The following is a 20566-nucleotide window of genomic DNA, read 5'->3' on the forward strand; positions in this document are numbered from 1 at the left end:
GGCTTATCACTTCCGGATACAGATTAATTACTAGATTTTAATAAAAAAAGTGTCCGAATCACTTACACACAGAAATTTAATTTCCGTATATAGTATTCGGACAATAATATATTAATCTTTGCTAAAGATTGTTCTTTTTTCGATGAGGTTTTGTATAATATTTAGAATGACCTTTTCACTTATTGGCTTTTGTATAAATGTATATGCCCCTAGTTGAAGAGATTTTTTCAAATGAGAGTGACTTGAAGAAGAAGAGGCCATAACAACCTTGATAGTAGAGTTAGATTGAGTGATTTGCTTTAATGCCGCAATACCGTCTTTTTTTGGCATAATAATATCCATGAACACGAGATCTGGTTTTTGTTTCTTACAAATAATAACTGCTTGTTCGCCATCGTAAGCTTCAAGAATGTTTTCCACACCGATTAAAGTTAGTACTTCTATCATTTGTTTACGCACTAATTCGGAATCATCGCATACGAGAACAGATAAATTCTTCAATGAATTTCCCTCCAATCAGTTGAGGATTTCATTAGTCATCACGAACAAAGATATCAATCACATTTTTTACTTATCAATTGATCCAATATAATCTGCAACAGTAATATTTCTGCTAATAGTTTACCATATAATAGAGACTATTTTAGCTTGTTGACTGAAAAAATGAGGGATATGAGGGTAAGAAAATCTATCGACAAGCAAAAAAATGTAAGCGTTTTACAACTTGTTTTGTAAGTAGATTCACAAAATAAAACTATTTATTATTTCATCATTTAATGATATATTTAAACCTAGTCATAAGAAGATTCTTAAGGGCCTACTTCCACTTTAGATGTCAGACATCGTACAAGTCGATTGATAGCTTAGTAGAACTTCTTTTGATTATAATTTACTTCTTTATATGTCATAATAATGGCATAGGCTATCACCTTGTTTCAGATTATAAGGTATAGGCAAAAAAAATATCAAGGGGGATTTACAAAATGAAAAAACGTATGATGATGGTTCTTTCTTCAGTGCTTGCTGCTGGAACATTACTTGCTGCTTGTGGTGAAGGAAATGATGACACAACTCCTATTAATAATGGAGGCGGTAATGAGAACGAAGTGAATGAAAGCGAAGAGAATAACGAGGCTAATAATAATGAAGAGGAAGCTAATAATGAGGCAACTGAAGATGGAGAAGGTTTCTCAGCAAAAATGGTAACTGATGTGGGTGGAGTTGATGACAGATCATTTAACGAATCCGCTTGGGCGGGTTTAACAAAGTTTGGTGACGACTATCCAGATAATGAAGTTGATTATTTACAATCAAGTGATGCATCAGATTATGCACCTAACTTGAATGATTTAGCACGTCAAGGCACTGACTTGACATTTGCGATTGGATTCTTAATGGAAGATGATATCCGTACAATAGCTCAACAAAACGAAGACCAGAGTTTTGCGATTGTTGATTCTGTTGTAATGGGTGATGATGATGCACCTATGTCAAACATTGCTCATATTACGTTTGCTGAGCACGAAGGCTCTTTCTTAGCCGGTGTCGTAGCAGCAATGCACACTGAAACAGATAACATTGGTTTCATTGGTGGAGTAGAAGGAGATCTAATCAAAAAGTTTGAGAATGGATTTAAAGCTGGAGTGAAATCTGTAAATGCTGATATTGAAATTGATGTTCAGTATGCACAAGACTTCAATGATGCTTCACGAGGTCAGCAAATTGCTGACGTTATGTATGGAAATGGCGCAGATATTATTTATCATGCTGCCGGTGGAACTGGACAAGGGCTATTCACTGAAGCAATTGACCGTAATGAAGGAGGAGAAACAGTTTGGGCAATTGGTGTAGACCAAGACCAAGCTCTTACTGAAGGTGACTGGGGAGAAGGAAACGTTATATTAACTTCTATGGTTAAACGTGTCGACGAGGCGGTTTATCAAGTTTCTGAAGATACAATGAATGGCAACTTCCCTGGTGGAGAAGTTTTAGAATTTGATCTTACAGATCAAGGTGTAGGGATCGCTGAAACAAGAGATAACGTCTCTGATGAAGCGATTGAAGCAGTTGAAGAATATGAAGCGATGATTATAAATGGTGAAATTGATGTACCTCAAACAGACGATGAGTACGAAGAGTTTGAAGGAAATCTATAATTTTATTGTAAATACTTGTATTTACCTATAAGTGAAAACAAAGGCTAGTCTTGTACTAGCCTTTGTCTATAGGTGAATAACAATAATTTAGTTATAGTAATACGTGAATCGTAGTAGAGAAATAATACTTTTATTCACGCTCAACTTAAATATCAAATGAATTCAGTAGAATGAGAACCTATTGCTTCACATCCAAAAGTATCGTTAAATGAACTTTATACGGTTTTTTTGTTGTCATGGCGATAAGCAAGCTAATTTTCTATTGATTCTGATAGGAGTGTTTACATTGGAATACGTAGTCGAGATGAATAACATACGAAAAGAATTCCCCGGTATCGTTGCCAATGACAATATTACGCTACAGGTCAAACAAGGCGAAATTCATGCGTTATTAGGTGAAAACGGAGCAGGGAAATCAACATTGATGAACGTCTTGTTCGGCCTGTATCAACCTGAAAAAGGAGAAATTAAAGTTCGTGGAGAAAAAGTAGCTATAACAGATCCTAATGTGGCTAATCGTTTGGGCATTGGAATGGTACACCAACACTTCATGTTAGTTCAAAAATTCACTGTAACTGAGAATATAATCCTTGGCAGCGAACCTACAAAGCTAGGGTCAATTGATGTTCGTAAAGCAGCTAAAGATGTAAAGGATATCTCTGATCGTTACGGATTGAAAGTAGATCCAAACGCGAAAATCGTGGATATATCTGTAGGTATGCAGCAGCGTGTTGAGATTTTAAAAACACTTTATCGTGGAGCGGAAATCCTAATATTTGACGAACCAACAGCCGCTTTAACGCCTCAAGAGATTAAAGAATTGATTCAAATTATGGAAAATTTAATTAGTGAAGGTAAATCGATTATATTAATTACGCACAAATTAAAAGAAATTCTGCAGGTTTGTGATCGGTGTACAGTTATTCGACGTGGACAAGGAATTGGTACTGTGGAAGTGGCAGAAGCTTCTGAAAACAGTCTAGCTGAAATGATGGTAGGACGAGAAGTTAATTTTGAAGTAGAAAAAGCGGAAGCACAACCTAATGATGTAGTCCTTTCTATTAAAGACTTAGTTGTTGAAGATATAAGAGGTATTGAGGCAGTTGAAGGTCTTTCGTTAGACGTTCGCGGTGCTGAAATCATGGGGATTGCTGGTGTAGATGGAAATGGTCAAACAGAATTAATTGAGGCTATTACAGGCTTGAAAAAAGCTAAAAGTGGCAGTGTACATGTGTCAGGGAAGAATATTACTGGATTGAAACCGCGTAAAGTTACAGAATCTGGGATCGGGCATATTCCACAGGATCGTCATAAGCATGGTCTTGTTCTCGATTTTACGGTTGGAGAAAATGTCTTACTACAAACCTATTACCAGAAACCATATACGAAAAATGGTGTGTTAAATTACTCTAAAATGTATGAGAAGGCTCGTCAACTCATAGAGGAATATGATGTTCGAACACCTAGTGAAAAATCTTTAGCTAGATCGATGTCAGGTGGAAACCAACAAAAGGCAATTATTGCCCGTGAAGTGGATCGTTCACCTGACTTATTAATTGCTGCTCAACCTACACGTGGTTTGGATGTAGGGGCCATTGAATTTATTCATCGTAAACTGATTGAAGAGAGAGATAAGGGACGTGCCGTTTTGCTTGTGTCCCTCGAACTAGATGAAGTGCTAAATGTAAGTGATAGGATTGCCGTTATTTATGAAGGGAAAATTGTTGACATCTTAAACGCAAAAGATACAGACGAAAAAGAATTAGGTCTACTCATGGCTGGTGGTAAAAGGGAAGTAGGTGAGATTCAATAATGAAGAAAGTATTAGATAAATTGCCAGGTGTGTTAATCCCGTTGATAGCTATTTTCTTTGGATTTTTAGCAGGCGCTGTCATTATGATAGTCAGTGGTAATAATCCCATCAGTGCTTATGCAGCATTAATAAGCGGGATTTTTGGAACACCGTATGATTTTGGTGAGACCCTGCAGCGGATGACTCCTTTGGTTTTCTCAGGGTTGGCTGTAGCGTTTGCATTTAGAACTGGCCTTTTAAATATAGGTGTAGAAGGTCAGTTAATAGTAGGGTGGTTTACATCTGTTTTAGTAGGTGTTGCGATTGAGGCACCGATGATTATCCATTTACCTCTTTCTCTTATAGCCGGTGCAATAGCTGGTGCACTGTGGGGCTTTGTTCCAGGACTTTTAAAAGCGAGATTTCAAGTTCATGAAGTCATTGTCACCATTATGATGAATTACATAGCAATGCATGTAGTAAATCACTTTATTAGAAATTATATGATTGAATCAGCGCAACGTACCGCATATATTAATGAATCAGCCTCTCTCTCATCAGAGTTTTTAACGAATATTACAAATTTCTCTCGGCTTCACTGGGGATTTTTGATAGCTATCATTGCTTGTATAATTATGTGGTTTATTCTTTGGAAAACGAAAAAAGGATTTGAACTTCGTTCAGTCGGATACAATAAAGATGCTTCTTCTTATGCGGGGATGAATGTTAATAGGAACATTATTTATTCCATGTCTGTTTCAGGTGCATTTGCTGGAGTAGGTGGCGCTATGCTTGGGTTAGGGACGTATAACTATGCCAACATTTTGCCTTCTTTTACTAATTTCGGTTTTGATGGTATAGCAGTCGCATTACTTGGATCAAGTACATCAATCGGTATTTTTCTATCAGCGTTCTTGTTTGGTGGTTTAAAACAAGGGGCGAGTAATATGCAAAGTCAAGCAGGTGTTGCACCTGAACTAATAGAGATCATTATTGCATTAATTATTTTCTTTGTAGCATCAAGCTATTTGATTCGCTGGATCTATAGCCGCATACAAAGCAAGAAGGAGGGGAAATAAATGGATTTGATATTACCAATCCTTTACACCATTGTTCCGGCTGCGCTGATTGCAGCTACCCCTCTACTTCTTACAGCGTTGGGTGGTTTGTTTTCAGAAAGATCAGGTGTTGTTAACATAGGTCTAGAAGGTCTTATGGTTATGGGTGCTTTCGGAGGTATTATTGGAACGTTGTTCTTTGATTCATTAGGTTTTGGTGCAGTCTCTCCTTGGATGGGGATACTAGTTGCTATTATATTAGGAGCTATGTTTTCCTTGTTTCATGCTGTAGCATCGATATCTTTAAAAGCAGATCAAATTGTAAGTGGTGTTGCATTAAACTTTCTAGCGGTAGGTTTAACGGTTTATATTGTTCGAGAGATGTTTGATAAAGGTCAAACAGATACGATTTCAGGGGGAGCGAGATTATATCGTATAACCGTTCCGTTATTAAGTGATATCCCAATACTTGGTCCGATGCTTTTCACAAGAGTTTATGCAACAACGTATATTGCCTTCTTGATTGCGTTTATTGTTTGGTATGTCGTGTTTAAAACGCCATTTGGTCTACGTCTCCGCTCAGTAGGAGAACATCCAATGGCAGCAGATACGATGGGAATTAACGTTAATCGAATGAAATATATTGGTGTTATGCTTAGTGGCGCTTTTGGTGGTATGGGCGGTGCTGTATACGCGATTACAACTGCTGGAAACTTTGGTGGTGGAACGATTGTCGGGCAAGGTTTTATGGCCTTGGCTGCTCTCGTATTTGGTAAGTGGCATCCTTTTGGAGCGATGGGAGCAGCGGTATTCTTTGGGTTTGCGCAGGCGTTAAGTATTTCTGCCCAGCAAATACCAGGTTTAGCTAATGTTCCGCAAGTATACATGTTGATTTTGCCATACGTATTAACTATTCTTGCACTCGCAGGATTTGTAGGGAAAGCTGAAGGCCCTGCAGCGTTAAATCAGCATTATGAAAAAGGAAGTCGTTAATCATTTATTTACTTGTTGCGATGCTAGACGAACATAGAAGGTGAGTACCGAATAGAGAGCTTATTTCATTGAAGATTAATTTATAGATATAGAGGTGAGCAAATGGGTAAATCAGTTTATTTAAATCATGATGGTGGTGTAGACGATCTCGTTTCTTTATTTCTTCTTTTACAAATGGAAGAAGTAGATTTACTTGGTGTAGGAGTGATTCCAGCAGATTGTTATTTAGAACCGGCAATGTTTGCGAGCAGAAAAATAATTGACAGATTTGGTAAGGGAAAAGATATAGAAGTATCTGCGTCTTCTTTGCGTGGTAAAAATCCTTTTCCTAAAGACTGGAGATTACATGCGTTTTTTGTAGATTCATTACCTATTCTTAATGAGTATCAACCTGTTAAGACAAAAGTTGCTAATATTCCTGCGCATAAACATATGATCGATACAATAAAAAAATCACAAGAACCAGTAACCTTATTATTTATAGGGCCGTTAACGGATTTAGCTGCTGCCTTAGATGAAGCTCCAGAAATAGAAAAGAATATTGAAAAACTTGTTTGGATGGGTGGAACATTTTTAGAAGTTGGAAATGTAGAAGAGCCTGAACATGATGGTACAGCTGAATGGAACGCATTTTGGGATCCCGAAGCTGTTGCTAGAGTTTGGGAAAGTAATATTGAAATAGATCTCGTTGCTTTAGAAAGTACGAATAAAGTGCCGTTAACACCAGATGTTAGGTCAGATTGGGCGGCAAAAAGACAGGATATAGGTATTGACTTCCTAGGTCAATGTTATGCAATGGTTCCGCCGTTGGAACATTTCGTGACGAATTCAACCTACTTTTTATGGGATGTTTTAACAACAACAACAATTGGAAACAAAGGATTGGTCAAAACAAAAGAAGTTCCTAGTAGGGTCCATTCCAGTGGACCTAGCCAAGGGAAAACAGAGATTTTCGAAACAGGAAGAAAAGTGAATCTCGTTTATGATGTTGATCGTAATGCTTTCTTTAATTACATTACACAATTGTCAAGACAGAATGTGTGAGGTGTAAGAAATGCAACGAATAATCATTGACACGGATACAGCGGGCGACGATACGATCGCTTTATTAACAGCTTTGCATCATTTTAGAGTCGAGGGTGTTACAATAACCGGTGGTAATGTCGCATTTAATCAACAAATTGAAAATGCGCTTTATACAATTCAAGTATCTCAAAATCAAGCATATACGCCAGTCTACTGTGGTTATGAGGGGCCAATTTTTTCTTCAGGAACGAAACAGCATGTAACTGTAGAAGATGTGCATGGAAGTGATGGGATGGGTGACTCCTTCTTTGATAAAGCAATTCAGCGTCCTGAAAAAGAGCATGCTGTCGATTTTATAATCAATAAAGTTAAAGAGAATCCTGGAGAAATAGTTTTATTAGCAATAGCACCTTTAACAAATATTTCGATGGCTATAAAAAAATGCCCTGAGATTATAAAAGATTTAAAACACTTATATATCATGGGAGGCACTAACAATAGTTTAGGGAATATTACTCCCGCAGCCGAATATAATTTTTGGGTTGATCCTGAAGCAGCGAAAATAGTCCTTCATTCTGGTGTCCCTATCACAATGGTCGGATGGGATATGTGTATCAATTATTCACTTATGGATGATAACGATCATCATGACATTAAAAAATTAGCAACAAAGGGTTCCGATTTTTTCATTAATGTTAATCGTGTTGTGAAGAAATTTAATAAAACAGTCCATCGTTTAAGTGGTACTACACATCCTGATACACTGTTAGCTGCGATAGCAGCCGACAACTCGATAATGACGAAGTCTACTAATTATTATGTTGATGTTGAAACGATTGGTGAATTGACTAGAGGATATAGTCTGGTAGATGTTAATAATAGAACTGGAAATTTACCAAACGTACGTGTCTGTGAAGCAGTCGATAGACCAAAATTTAAAAATATGCTTTTGAATGTTTTAAAATCTATTTAAGCACAAAAAAAGAACACGGCAATGCTGTGTTCTTTTTTTGTGTGCGATTTTTACTTTCTTATCGATATCTATTTAAGGACTACTGAATAACTGAGAATACTGATCATGACAGTGATTTCCACCTATTTTATCGTAGTTACGTGGAAAGGAATGAACGCAATATGGCCCATAAACCTTGCACGTTAAAGAGGCATCAATTTTGATAAAAAATGGTTCACCCTATTTTATACAGTAGACCTTATTTAGAGGTGTCCTACAATTAAAAATGAATAGTAACAGGACTATAGTATTAATTACTTATAATTCGACAATTTTCTCTTCCTTCTTTAGTCTAGGTCCTTTATACTTATAATATCTTTTCAAAGCGAGGTGAAAGTTTTTTATGACAAATGATATACCACCATTGTATGATAAGAAAGTAATATGTCATGTATGTGATCACACTTTCACTTCAAAAAAATTAAGGTCAAGGTTTATCAGAGTAAAGGAAGTATTCAATGATTTTTCCAAGCAATATAAAGATGAATCTCTCAATCCCTTATTATACGAAGTCAATGTTTGTCCTCAATGTGGCTATGCATTTAATGAGCAGTTTGATGACATTCAAAAAGAGAATCACAGACAAAATTTTAAAAGCCGAGTTTCAGCTAACTGGCGAAAGCAGAGTTTCTCAGAGCAGCGGAGCTATGAAGATGCCGTTCGAGTATATAAATTAGCATTAATATCTGCTGGTGAAACGACGCAACCATCAATTGTGATAGGGAGTTTATGTATGAAGTTAAGTTGGTTGTCTCGTTATTCGCTTGAAAAAGAGGAGGAGAAACGTTTTGTACGATATGCAATTAAACATTTTGAGAATGCATTTACTTCAGGAGACTTTGCATCAAAAAAAATGTCTGAACTAAAAGTTATATATCTTTTAGCTGAACTTAATCGTCAAGTTGATAACAGGGAAGAAGCTGTCAAGTATTTCTCTAAAGTCATTCAGCACAAAGAACGTCATACAGAACCACAAATTGTTGAGATGGCACGAGATCAATGGTATAAAACACGAGAAGTAATGGGATCAAAGTAAAAAACTTGTAATACTATTCAAAAATGAGTGTGAAAATAAGGAGATGAAAGAATGAACGTGAAACATATAAATGCAGTGTGTAGAGCAGCAAAATCAATTATGAGTAACCATCTAGGTGTTGATATTACAGCTAAAAAACCAAGTTCAAGTCAAGGAGTAGTGCCTTCTAATGATGTTGCTGTGGTGTTAGGTGTTAATGGTGAGGTAACAGGACAGATCATATGTACTCTTACCACGGAAACAGCGAAAAAAATTGTCGGAGCAATGATGGGTGGAATGACGGTAGATTCTTTAGATGATATGGGTTGGAGTGCAATCCAAGAATTTGGAAACTGGATTGCGGGATCGACAGCGACAGAATTATCAAAAGAAGAGTGTATCATTGACGTTACACCACCGGTTGTTAATGATGGTGCTTCGAACTTTCGATCTACAAAAAAGTTCATTACTGTGCCGTTGGAATCAGCAATAGGTGAAGTATCCATTCATATCTCTTTAGATGGCAAAGCAAGCTAAAATCTATTAGAGATAGGAACACGATTCTGAATAAAAACCCCAGCATGTTGTAATCTTCATTTCAATTATAAACTCAGCTTGAATATGATATGATATATGTATGGTTTTAAAGGAGAGTGGTCATGGATACGAGTACGATTACATTAACAGTTTCTTTTATGTCTTTAACGATTTCAGGTATTTTGGCTATTATTACTATCCAGTATAATAAGGTGACAATTCGTAACGAAGCGAGAGTTGAGCATAATAAGTTAATGTTAGAAATTGATAAGATGTATATTGATGATCCAGACTTATGGAGTATTTATGATGATCATCCTATTTCTGATTACATTGAGAAAACACCTCTGAAAAGAGGGAAAAAAGAAGCACTTATTTATTATTATATTAACTTTTTTGACATTATTTTTGATTTTTATCATAAGAAAATCTATAAGAATAAAAATGATAAAGAAGATTGGGAATCATGGGCAGAATTTATTTATCATTTTTTCAATCGATGTTCACTAGCAAGAGAAATGTTCCGTAAATCAGCAACTTGGTATGACAAAGCATTTTCGGTTTTTCTATTGAAAGTAATAGATGAAATTGAGGCTAAGGAAGAAAAAAAGACAAATGATGTGAGGGTAAATTGATGAATCATCCGGCTGAAGATATATCAATTGAAAATCCTAAAAAAGAAGACATAACTGCGATGCTAGAACTGAATTATAAAATTTATCCTAAGGAATGGCATGTATCAAAGGAATTTGTCTTGAATATCATGAGTAAAAATTCTTCTGTCTATCGAACGCTTAAAGTAAACGGTGAAATAAAAGGTATATATAGTTTGTTTCCATTTTCTAAGGGAGTTTATGAAAATATTTTGAATGGTAAATTGGATGAAAGTGAATTGGATGAATTTTTGCTTGACTATGAAGTTCCAAAAGAGATTTATTTATATTTAATTTCGATGATTGTAGATATTCATGATCAGGATTATAAAAAATACACAAAAACAATTATTAAAGATCTCCGAAAGCAATTAAAGTGGATTAAAAGGCAAGGGATGACGATAAAAGAAGTTGGCGCAATTGCTATTTCTGATGATGGTAAGCGAATCTTACATAAGTTAGGATTCCATCGAGGCAAAGACCTTGTTGAAAATAATAATGTCTACCCTGTGTATCGAGCGTCTAGTGTAGATATAATTAATGCAATTAAATTATATGAAGAATAGACCTCAACTTCGATGTTGGGGTCTATTCTCACTGAGAATCCTGTTTAAGGTGGATCAATATCGTTAGCAGACTAATATTACTTTTCTTCTAAAGATTCTTTATGTACAATTAAAATAGAAAATATCATAGAAAAGAGGAATTTCATTGAAACAAAAAGTAGCAACATTTAGTGGGGAAGAAATTTACGCGTATACGATTGAGAATGGAAAAGGAATGTCATTAACTGCGCTAAACTTTGGTGCGGCTATTACAGAGATAAATGTCCCAGATAAAAATGGGCTTACGGAAAACGTCGTGATTAATTATCAAGATATCTCCAATTACGAAGTAAATCCATATTATCTAGGTATAGTCGTTGGACGGACGTCTGGCCGTACTAAAGAAGGTCTTCTTAAATTTGAAGATCAGGCAATTCAAGTAGAAAAAAATGATGGTAATAATCATTTGCATGGTGGAATCAAAGGGTTAGCCAAAAGTATATGGGAAGTAACTGAAAAAAAGGATTCGCTTATTTTTGAGTACGTTAGCCCTGATGGAGAAGATGGTTATCCTGGTACAGTCACATTTAAAGTTAGCTACGTTCTTTCAGAAGATAATCAAGTAACGATCAATTATTGGGCAAGCCCTGATAAGAAAACACCGATCAATTTAACTAACCATACGTATTTCAACTTGTCAGGTAATAAGAAAACAGATATTTTAAATCATTCATTAAAATTAGCTAGCCCATCTTTTTATGAATTAGACAAAGAGTCGATGCCTGTTAGAGTGGTAAAAGTTGACGATCATCCAACATTTGATTTTAGAAAAGGCAAGCTTGTCAAAGATGTTGTTGATGGTGGATATGAGCAGACCGATATCGTTGGTGGTGGGATTGATCACCCATTTTTATTAGATGATTCAGTGGAGGAAAAGATTACTTTAACTGATCCGGAGTCTGGAAGAACACTTACTGTTAAAACGGATGACCCAGCAGTAGTTGTATACTCAGGAAATCAAGTGAAGCAAACTCCAACTTTAAATGGAGGGACAGCAGAAAAATATGCTGGTATTTGCTTGGAAACACAAATGCCACCAAACGAAACAGAGAGTTATTTAATTGAAAAGGGAGAAGTGTATCGAAAACAAACGGTATTTTCTTTCAATGCAAAATAACTTAAGGAAAGGGAGGTGAATGATGGGGTTATTAAACTCAACCATTTTACCTGCTATTAGAGATTTAAAAGATTTGGAAAAAATTGCAAGTTCAAACTATGAATACGTCGTATTGTTAAATACACACATTGGACAGTTGAAAAGTATCGTTAAGATGCTTCATGACCATGATAAAAAAGTATTGCTTCATGCAGATTTAATTCAAGGATTAAAAAGCGATGAATATGCGGCTCAATTTTTATGCAGAGATATTCGTCCAGAAGGATTAATTTCTACGAGAAAAAATGTTTTGTTAACAGCTAAGAAAGCAAAAATATTAACAATTCAACGATTGTTTCTCCTTGATTCGATTGCATTAGAGTCAAGTTATAATATGATTGATACGATTAAGCCAGACCTTATTGAAGTTCTACCGGGCTTAATTCCTCACATCATAGAAGAGATTTATGGTAAAACAAATGTACCGATTATTGCAGGTGGATTAATACGTTCGAACGAAGAAGTCGATGCTGCTATAAAAGCTGGAGCAACAGCTGTGACAACTTCAAATAAAAAATTATGGGGATCAGAACAATAACATACTTTACCGAATAAAAAGTTAATTAAATTGCTTAATTAATAGAAATCGATTGACATCGCTTACAAGCTCTGGTTAAATGATAGCTAAGTTAATAAATTTTTCGTGGAGACTATGGAGGCCGACGGAAATGCACCAAAAGACGATATGTCTATGGTGGATTTCTGTCGGTCTTTTTTGCGTCTCCATTTTTTTTTTGAAGGGGGAAAAAGAATGTCGCCAATTTTAGCGGAATTTTTAGGCACAATGATGTTGGTCATTTTTGGAGGAGGTGTTGTTGCAGGAGTTGTGTTGAAAGGTACGAAGGCAGAAGCAAGCGGATGGATTGTTATAACATTTGCATGGGGTCTTGGTGTAGCCATGTCGATCTATATGATTGGTGAAATTAGTGGGGGTCACATTAACCCAGCAGTAACTGTAGGTTTTGCCATGATAGGAGACTTTGCGTGGGTTGATGTACCGGGATATATTGCGGCTCAATTAGCTGGTGCATTTGTTGGGGCTACAATTATATTTTTAATGTATTTTCCTCACTGGAAAAACACAGAAGATCAGGGAGCAAAACAAGCAGTTTTTTGCACGGCACCAGCAATGAAACATTCGCCGTCAAATTACTTTAGTGAAGTTGTTGGAACATTCGTGTTATTGTTTGGTATTCTAGGATTAGGGGCAAACGATGTAACAACTGGACTTGATCCACTTTTAGTTGGTTTCTTAATTGTTGTTATTGGTATGTCTTTGGGGGCAACAACCGGATATGCTATTAATCCTGCCCGGGACTTAGGTCCAAGACTGGCACACGCTATTCTTCCAATCCATAATAAAGGTGACAATGGATGGAAATATTCATGGATTCCGATTGCAGGGCCAATTATTGGCGGTTCATTAGGAACGTTAAGCTATGTAGCAATGTTTGAGGGTATTGTAAATATTGGACTTTGGATTTTTATTGCTCTATTCTTTATAGTTCTCTTTATCGCTTTTAAAATTGATAAAGAAGAATTACAGCCATCAAGTGTTGAAGAAACGAAACATAATCCAATGAAAGAACAAAAACAAGCATAGGGGGAATTTATTATGGAAAAAAAGTATGTACTTGCATTAGACCAAGGAACGACTAGTTCAAGGGCAATTTTATTTAACAAAGAGGGAAAAATCGTTGATACTGCTCAGAAAGAATTTAGACAAATATTTCCAAAACCAGGTTGGGTAGAGCACAATGCAAATGAAATCTGGTCGTCGGTTTTAGGGGTTATTGCGGAAGTTCTAAGTAATCAAAATGTTTCAGCAAAACAAATTGCTTCGATAGGAATTACGAATCAGCGTGAAACAACAGTTATTTGGGAGAAAGAAACTGGTATTCCTATTTATAACGCACTTGTTTGGCAATCTCGTCAAACAGATCCAATTTGTGAAGAATTAAGAGAGAAAGGATACAGTGAGCTCTTTACAGACAAAACTGGACTTTTAATTGATGCTTATTTTTCTGGGACAAAAGTTAAGTGGCTGTTAGATAACGTTGAAGGCGCAAGAGAAAAAGCAGAAAGTGGAAAACTATTATTTGGCACAATTGACACGTGGCTAATTTGGAAACTGTCGGGTGGAAAAGCGCACGTTACTGATTATACAAATGCTTCACGGACATTAATGTATAACATTCATAAGTTAAAATGGGATGATGAATTATTAGATATACTAGGTGTTCCAAAGTCAATGCTACCTGAAGTTAGACCATCTTCTGAAGAGTATGCGAAAACAGTCGATTATCATTTCTTTGGTGAAGAGGTGGCGATTGCAGGCGCAGCTGGAGACCAGCAAGCAGCATTGTTTGGACAAGCATGTTTTGAAAAAGGAATGGCGAAAAATACGTATGGTACTGGTTGTTTCATGTTAATGAACACAGGAACAGTAGCAGTAAAGTCAAAACACGGATTGCTAACTACAATTGCTTGGGGAATTGATGGAAAAGTAGAATATGCCCTTGAAGGAAGTATTTTTGTAGCTGGTTCAGCTATTCAGTGGTTACGAGACGGGTTAAGGATGATAAAATCTGCACCTGAAACAGAAGGTTACGCTTCTAAAGTAGCGTCTACTGATGGAGTGTATATCGTTCCTGCATTTGTAGGATTAGGAACGCCATATTGGGACAGTGAAGTCCGTGGTGCCATGTTTGGACTGACTCGAAGTACCGAAAAAGAACATTTCATTAGAGCAACATTGGAATCTTTAGCATATCAAACAAGAGATGTCATCGAAGCAATGGAAGCAGATTCAGGTATTGATGTTAAAACACTTCGTGTAGATGGAGGTGCTGTAGCTAACAATTTCTTAATGCAATTCCAAAGTGATATTATGAATGTACCGGTTGATCGACCGGACATTCAAGAAACAACAGCTTTAGGGGCTGCTTATCTTGCTGGTCTCGCTGTTGGTTTTTGGGATAATAAAGAGGAGATCGCTCAGCAGTGGCACATTGACCGTACGTTCAAGCCAGACATGGAAGACGATGTTAGAGAAGGATTGTATGATGGATGGAAAACAGCTGTCGACGCAACAATGAAATTTAAGAAACAGAAGAAAAAATAAGCCTAATTATATAATATATAAGTATTATATGGTATAATTAGATTAAATTAATGAATGGGTCTGGAGATATGGAGAGACCATAGCACTCGAGCGTAAAGGAATTTCTTTTACGTGAGGGTTGCTGTGGTCTCTTTTTTCCTTTATTTTGAGAAAAATATGTATTACTAAAGACTTAAACTACTTTTTAAATCTTAACTAGTAAACCTATTGAGAGGATGATTTAATATGGTAAAACCTTTTTCAGCTGTACAAAGAGAATCTTATTTAGAACATATGAGTGAAAATGAACTAGATATTTTAGTGATTGGAGGCGGTATTACGGGAGCTGGGATTGCACTGGATGCAACGTCTAGAGGTCTATCAACAGGTTTAGTTGAAATGCAAGATTTCGCAGCTGGTACATCGAGTCGTTCAACGAAATTGGTGCATGGTGGTTTAAGGTATTTAAAACAATTTGAATTTAGAATTGTTGCTGAAGTTGGAAAGGAAAGGGCAATCGTTTATGAAAATGCCCCGCATGTGACGAGTCCTGAATGGATGCTACTTCCAATTATTCAAGGGGGAACGTTTGGTAAAGCTTCCACTTCCTTAGGGCTAAAAGTGTATGATTTTTTAGCCGGAGTAAAGCGAGGCGAGCGTAGGAAAATGTTAAATAAAACAGAGACAATGGATAGGGAGCCTTTACTTCGTCAAGATACCCTAAAGGGTGGGGGAGTATATGTAGAGTATAAAACAGATGATGCAAGACTTACGTTAGAAATTTTAAAAGAAGCTATTTACCAAGGGGCGCAAGCAACGAATTATACAAAGGCTGAATCACTTATCTATGAAAATGGAAAAGTTAAAGGTGTTAAAGTGAAGGATCTTGTCTCAGGAAAAATATATAGTTTACATGCTAAAAAAGTTGTGAGTGCTGCAGGACCTTGGGTAGATGAGCTAAGAGAAAAAGATCGTTCAAAAAAAGGGAAATACCTCCACTTAACGAAAGGTGTTCACATTGTGATCGACCAATCGCGATTTCCTTTGAAACAAGCAGTCTATTTTGATACAGAAGATGATGGAAGAATGATGTTTGCCATTCCTAGAGAAGGAAAGGCGTATGTTGGAACAACGGATACTCACTATTTAGAGAATATTGCTACTCCACATATGACTGAAAAAGACATGGATTATATCCTTGATGCAGCGAACTATATGTTTCCATCTGTTCATTTGAATCGTGAAGATGTAGAATCTAGCTGGAGTGGACTTCGTCCGCTTATTCATGAAGAAGGAAAAAGTACTTCAGCAATCTCTAGAAAAGACGAGATTTTTGAGTCCTATAGCGGCCTGCTTTCGATAGCTGGAGGGAAACTGACAGGCTATAGAAAAATGGCAGAACGGATTGTTGATCTTGTTGGTCGTGAGCTAGGTAACAAGGAAAAATGTAAAACAGAGAAAATGACTCTATCTGGAGGAGATGTTGGAGGTTCAGATGAACTTGACAACTTTATTGAAAAATGGACAAAAAAAGGAAAGGACCTCGGCTTAACTGAAACAGAGGCCAAAAGATTGTCAAATCTTTATGGGTCAAATGTTCAACGAGTATTTGAAATAATTGAGACACAAGGAAGTGAAAGTAAACATTATGATTTACCAGTTAGTGTTTTTGCCTCTCTAATATATGGTATTGAAGAGGAGATGGTCGTTTCACCGATTGATTTTTTTAATCGGCGAACGAGCGCCTTGTTCTTTGACATTCGTTATGTTCGACAATGGAAGACAGGGGTGATTAAGTATATGACGGATCGCTTCCATTGGACTGAAGAAGAAAGAGACAAACATATTGAAGTATTGGAAGAAGAAATCTATTATTCGACAAATCCTGTGGAAACAAGAGAAAAAAATTAACGTGATACCTCTTTACTATAGGCTAAAATATGAGTATAACTAGAAGTATGTATAATTGCCTATAAAATTTAAGGAGGAAGTTAAATGGAATGGAAGAATCAATATGAACGATGGAAATCTAAAATAAATCTCAACGAAGATTTAAAAAAAGAGTTAGTGACATTTGAAAACGATGGAAAACATTTAGAGGACAGTTTTTATAAGAACCTTGAATTTGGAACAGGTGGTATGCGCGGAGAAATTGGACCTGGGACAAATAGAATGAATATCTATACGATCCGAAAAGCATCTCAAGGGTTAGCAGACTTTATTAAGCAAGCAGGAGACGAAGCGGTGGCCAAAGGAGTCGTTATCGCTCACGATAATCGAAGGATGTCGAAAGAATTCGCATTAGAGTCTGCTTGTACTTTCGGAGCAAATGGGATTAAGACATACTTGTTTAAAGAACTTCGTCCGACTCCTGAATTGTCTTTTGCTGTTCGTGAGTTGGAGACCTACTCTGGAATTATGATTACAGCGAGCCATAATCCTCCTGAATACAATGGATTCAAAGTTTATGGAGATGATGGTGGACAGCTAGTTCCTGCAGATGCTGATTTACTCATCAAAATGGTCGATGCTGTCGAGGATGAGTTGGAAGTGAAAACCGCGGATGCAATGAAGCTAGAGAAAGACGGTTTGCTTGAATGGGTCCTTGAAGATGTAGATAAAGCTTATGAAGATGAATTAAAATCAGTAGTGTTAGATCATGGCCTTATTCGTGAAGTAGGCAGTGATTTGTCTATTGTCTTTACGCCTCTTCATGGAGCGGCGAATATACCAATGATGCGAGCATTTGATCAAAATGGCTTTTCAAATGTTCATATCGTGGAGGAACAGGCAGTGCCAGATCCAGAATTCTCGACTGTTCGTTCCCCGAATCCGGAAGAGCACGATGCATTTGAATTAGCGATTAAGCTAGGCGAAAAAACAAATGCGGATGTTTTAATTGCAACAGACCCGGATGGTGACCGTGTTGGTTTAGCATCTAAAAATAAGGATAATACATATGAAGTATTATCTGGGAATCAAACAGGGGCATTATTGCTTGATTATTTATTAAAAAAGAAAAAAGAGATGGCTAAAATCCCTGAAAACGGTGTTGTAATCAAAACGATTGTAACATCAGAATTAGGAAGAACAATTGCACAAGCTTATGGGTTAGAAACATTAGATGTATTGACGGGTTTCAAATTTATTGGTGAGAAGATTCGACAATTTGAATCTACGAAAGAGCATGAGTTTTTGTTTGGATATGAAGAGAGTTTCGGCTATTTAATTAAACCTTTTGCGAGAGATAAAGACGCAATCCAAGCAGGAGTTTTAGCTGCAGAAATGTGTGCCCATTATAAAAAGCAGGGATTGTCTCTTCATGAAGGATTAGAAACTCTTTATGAAACATATGGTTACTATTATGAAGATTTAGTTTCCTTTGTATTTAAAGGGAAGGCTGGAGCAGAGAAGATACAGCGAATTATGTCCGTTTTCCGAGATGAGATTTCAAGCGGTGAATTGGCAGCTAATATTGAGTTTGTTGAAGACTATCAAACAGGAACACGACATGTGATTGAAGAGGATAAAGCGGAAGTAATAGATTTACCGACATCTAATGTACTGAAAATGATATTAAAAGATGGATCGTGGTATTGTTTACGTCCATCGGGAACGGAACCAAAAATCAAATGTTATATAGGTGTAAAAGAAAGTTCTTCAGAAAGCGCGAAGGTACGTTTAGAACAAATTAAACAGGAATTAGTTTCGAAAATTGAAGCAATATAATGACTATTTTAATGAAAACAGAAGTCTATCAATGACTTCTGTTTTTTTTGAGGTATAATTTATCTAAAATTTCTTCTTGAAATCGGGATAATTCCAAAAATATTTAACTTTTATCGAAAGATATTACAATAATAAATCAAATTGTCATAAAAAAGGTTTTTATTAATGGAAAAAAACAGGGGACTTATGATAAACTTAATACGTTAGTAAAAATAGGGCATAGTTAATTTTTAAAAGAATGTTAGGTAGGCGTTGTGAAATGTGCTTTAAAAAATCATTAATGGTTCAAATGGAAGCGAAGCGTCAGCTAATGATTCTTGCCGCTAATAAATATGGATTCACTTCTTCAGAAACCATTCAATATAGTCAAGAATTAGATCAGTTATTGAATCTATATCGACATACTACACAATCAAGTGAAGATAAAAAGATCAGTTGCACAAATTAAGCCACTCTTATTTACTAAAAGAGGGGTAGGTTCGATAATAGGCATTAAAAACATCGTATTTAGTGGATCTTTCACGGTGTTTTTTTATGCTTTTGCAAAGTAATAGTATTCTACTTCATGTTTAGCTCCCATACTAATTTCTCATTCTCTTTGGCGCTTTTGTTGATAAATACACACCAGACAAGACGACAATACCCCCGATTATTTGTGAGGAAGTGATGTTTTCACCTAATAAAGTGATTGCCATCGCAGTTGTGAAAATAGGTACTAAATTGAAAAAAATAGATGCTTTTCCAGGTCCAATTTCACTAACACCACGATACCATAGTAATAAAGAGATTGCTGACGGAAAAATCCCGATATAAGCTAAACCAAGGAGGATCTCTTTTTGGAAGAGGTTTGGAATTCCCAAGTAATAAGTTTCAATCAATGCGATTGGCATAAGGATGATTGTTCCGATTACCATTGTCACGACTAGTCCTGCAATTGCGGGAAATTTATAGCTGTGTAGCTTGATTATAATGGAGTAAATAGCCCAGCATATAATCCCGAAAAGCATAATTAAATCTCCTCGATTAAATGTTAGCGTAGTAAGAACACTCCAGCTCCCCTCTGTTATAATTGCTAATATTCCTGCAAAGGACAAGATAATTCCGAACAGTTGTATTTTAGATAAGGATTCACGCAAAATAAAAAAGCCAAGGATGGCTGCAACCGTCGGAGTTAATGCGTCTACAATGGAGGCGTTAATTGAACTCGTAAAATTAACTGCCCAATAAAGACTTGAATTAAATAGAACAATCCCAGAGATAGATAGACCTAATAGGGGTTTCCATTCGTTTCTCCAAAGAGCTTTTTGTTTAATTAGTGTTTTTATACAAAACGGAAGAAGGATGAGAGATCCAACGGCAAAACGGAAAAAAGCTAAAGTAAAGGGAGGAATAATTCCTTCAAAGGCTTTTCCGACAATGAAGTTCCCAGAGAAAAAAAGCATGGCAATAGCTAGTAATAAGTATGGATGAATACGCATTTTCAAAACCTCCAATTCAACAAGTATAACATAGGCACGGAGTATTTTTTGATTAGCGTAGGAGTAAGAAAAGTGAAGTAAGGGGAGGATACCAAACTTCACTTCTGAGACGTATCATTTTAAATTTTATCGTTTTCCGCCAGAAGACTCCCTCTTCAATCGCGAGAAGGGCTTTTAGCCATGGCGGTTGGCGATAGCCAACAGACTCACCTCATGATATGATTAGAACATACGTTTGCAAATGAGGTGATGT

19 protein-coding genes are annotated in these 20566 nt (G+C 36.4%); 17 read left to right on the forward strand and 2 right to left on the reverse strand.

From position 1 onward, the window contains the following. Positions 1–111: 111 nt before the first annotated feature. On the reverse strand, positions 112–501 hold the full coding sequence (locus tag ACM26V_RS22980) for a response regulator (RefSeq protein ID WP_416149079.1): 390 nt from the start codon (positions 499–501) through the stop codon (positions 112–114). 482 nt (positions 502–983) lie between these two features. On the opposite strand from ACM26V_RS22980, the gene ACM26V_RS22985 reads away from it, so the two are divergent. From ACM26V_RS22985 to ACM26V_RS23065, 17 genes are all read left to right on the forward strand, one after another. Beyond that, positions 984–2156 (forward strand): BMP family lipoprotein, encoded by a 1173-nt coding sequence (locus tag ACM26V_RS22985; protein ID WP_416149080.1) that lies wholly within the window; start codon positions 984–986, stop codon positions 2154–2156. A gap of 286 nt (positions 2157–2442) precedes the next feature. Beyond that, on the forward strand, positions 2443–3969 hold the full coding sequence (locus ACM26V_RS22990) for an ABC transporter ATP-binding protein (RefSeq protein WP_416149081.1): 1527 nt from the start codon (positions 2443–2445) through the stop codon (positions 3967–3969). Then, entirely contained in the window at positions 3969–5027 is a 1059-nt protein-coding gene (locus ACM26V_RS22995; RefSeq protein ID WP_416149082.1) for an ABC transporter permease, read from the forward strand. The genes ACM26V_RS22990 and ACM26V_RS22995 overlap by 1 nt, the downstream gene beginning before the upstream one ends. Continuing rightward, entirely contained in the window at positions 5028–5999 is a 972-nt protein-coding gene (locus ACM26V_RS23000) for an ABC transporter permease (RefSeq protein ID WP_416149083.1), read from the forward strand. A 102-nt stretch (positions 6000–6101) separates the two neighbouring features. Further along, entirely contained in the window at positions 6102–7043 is a 942-nt protein-coding gene (locus tag ACM26V_RS23005) for a nucleoside hydrolase (protein ID WP_416149084.1), read from the forward strand. A gap of 10 nt (positions 7044–7053) precedes the next feature. Then, complete coding sequence (locus ACM26V_RS23010; RefSeq protein WP_416149085.1) at positions 7054–7998, forward strand: nucleoside hydrolase; 945 nt, start codon at positions 7054–7056, stop codon at positions 7996–7998. A 382-nt stretch (positions 7999–8380) separates the two neighbouring features. Then, entirely contained in the window at positions 8381–9073 is a 693-nt protein-coding gene (locus ACM26V_RS23015) for a DUF2225 domain-containing protein (RefSeq protein WP_416149086.1), read from the forward strand. 51 nt (positions 9074–9124) lie between these two features. Beyond that, a complete protein-coding gene (locus tag ACM26V_RS23020; protein ID WP_416149087.1) occupies positions 9125–9589 on the forward strand; it encodes a chemotaxis protein CheX in 465 nt (154 codons plus the stop codon). Positions 9590–9711: 122 nt separating this feature from the next. Then, on the forward strand, positions 9712–10224 hold the full coding sequence (locus tag ACM26V_RS23025; RefSeq protein ID WP_416149088.1) for a hypothetical protein: 513 nt from the start codon (positions 9712–9714) through the stop codon (positions 10222–10224). Continuing rightward, positions 10224–10808 carry a hypothetical protein gene (locus ACM26V_RS23030; protein ID WP_416149089.1) on the forward strand — a complete coding sequence of 195 codons (585 nt, stop codon included), beginning with the start codon at positions 10224–10226 and terminating at the stop codon, positions 10806–10808. Before ACM26V_RS23025 ends, ACM26V_RS23030 begins: the two co-directional genes overlap by 1 nt. Before the next feature lie 145 nt (positions 10809–10953). Then, positions 10954–11964, forward strand: coding sequence for an aldose epimerase family protein (locus tag ACM26V_RS23035; RefSeq protein ID WP_416149090.1), 1011 nt, complete (start codon positions 10954–10956; stop codon positions 11962–11964). Between the two features lie 22 nt (positions 11965–11986). After that, the gene (locus ACM26V_RS23040) at positions 11987–12541 is read left to right on the forward strand and encodes a glycerol-3-phosphate responsive antiterminator (RefSeq protein WP_416151952.1); all 555 of its coding nucleotides are present in this window, start codon (positions 11987–11989) and stop codon (positions 12539–12541) included. A 213-nt stretch (positions 12542–12754) separates the two neighbouring features. Continuing rightward, a complete protein-coding gene (locus tag ACM26V_RS23045; RefSeq protein ID WP_416149091.1) occupies positions 12755–13606 on the forward strand; it encodes an MIP/aquaporin family protein in 852 nt (283 codons plus the stop codon). A gap of 12 nt (positions 13607–13618) precedes the next feature. Further along, positions 13619–15127: a glycerol kinase GlpK gene (gene glpK / locus ACM26V_RS23050; RefSeq protein ID WP_416149092.1), complete on the forward strand. Its 1509-nt coding sequence runs from the start codon at positions 13619–13621 to the stop codon at positions 15125–15127. Positions 15128–15352: 225 nt separating this feature from the next. Continuing rightward, entirely contained in the window at positions 15353–17017 is a 1665-nt protein-coding gene (locus tag ACM26V_RS23055; RefSeq protein ID WP_416149093.1) for a glycerol-3-phosphate dehydrogenase/oxidase, read from the forward strand. Positions 17018–17101: 84 nt separating this feature from the next. Next, positions 17102–18835 carry a phospho-sugar mutase gene (locus tag ACM26V_RS23060; RefSeq protein ID WP_416149094.1) on the forward strand — a complete coding sequence of 578 codons (1734 nt, stop codon included), beginning with the start codon at positions 17102–17104 and terminating at the stop codon, positions 18833–18835. Between the two features lie 259 nt (positions 18836–19094). After that, a complete protein-coding gene (locus tag ACM26V_RS23065; RefSeq protein WP_416149095.1) occupies positions 19095–19283 on the forward strand; it encodes a Spo0E family sporulation regulatory protein-aspartic acid phosphatase in 189 nt (62 codons plus the stop codon). Positions 19284–19416: 133 nt separating this feature from the next. On the opposite strand, the gene ACM26V_RS23070 is transcribed toward ACM26V_RS23065, so the two are convergent. After that, positions 19417–20313: a DMT family transporter gene (locus ACM26V_RS23070; RefSeq protein ID WP_416149096.1), complete on the reverse strand. Its 897-nt coding sequence runs from the start codon at positions 20311–20313 to the stop codon at positions 19417–19419. Between the last annotated feature and the right edge of the window lie 253 nt (positions 20314–20566).

It is taken from the genome of Salipaludibacillus sp. HK11 (genome assembly GCF_047795645.1).
Lineage (GTDB): Bacteria > Bacillota > Bacilli > Bacillales > Salisediminibacteriaceae > Salipaludibacillus.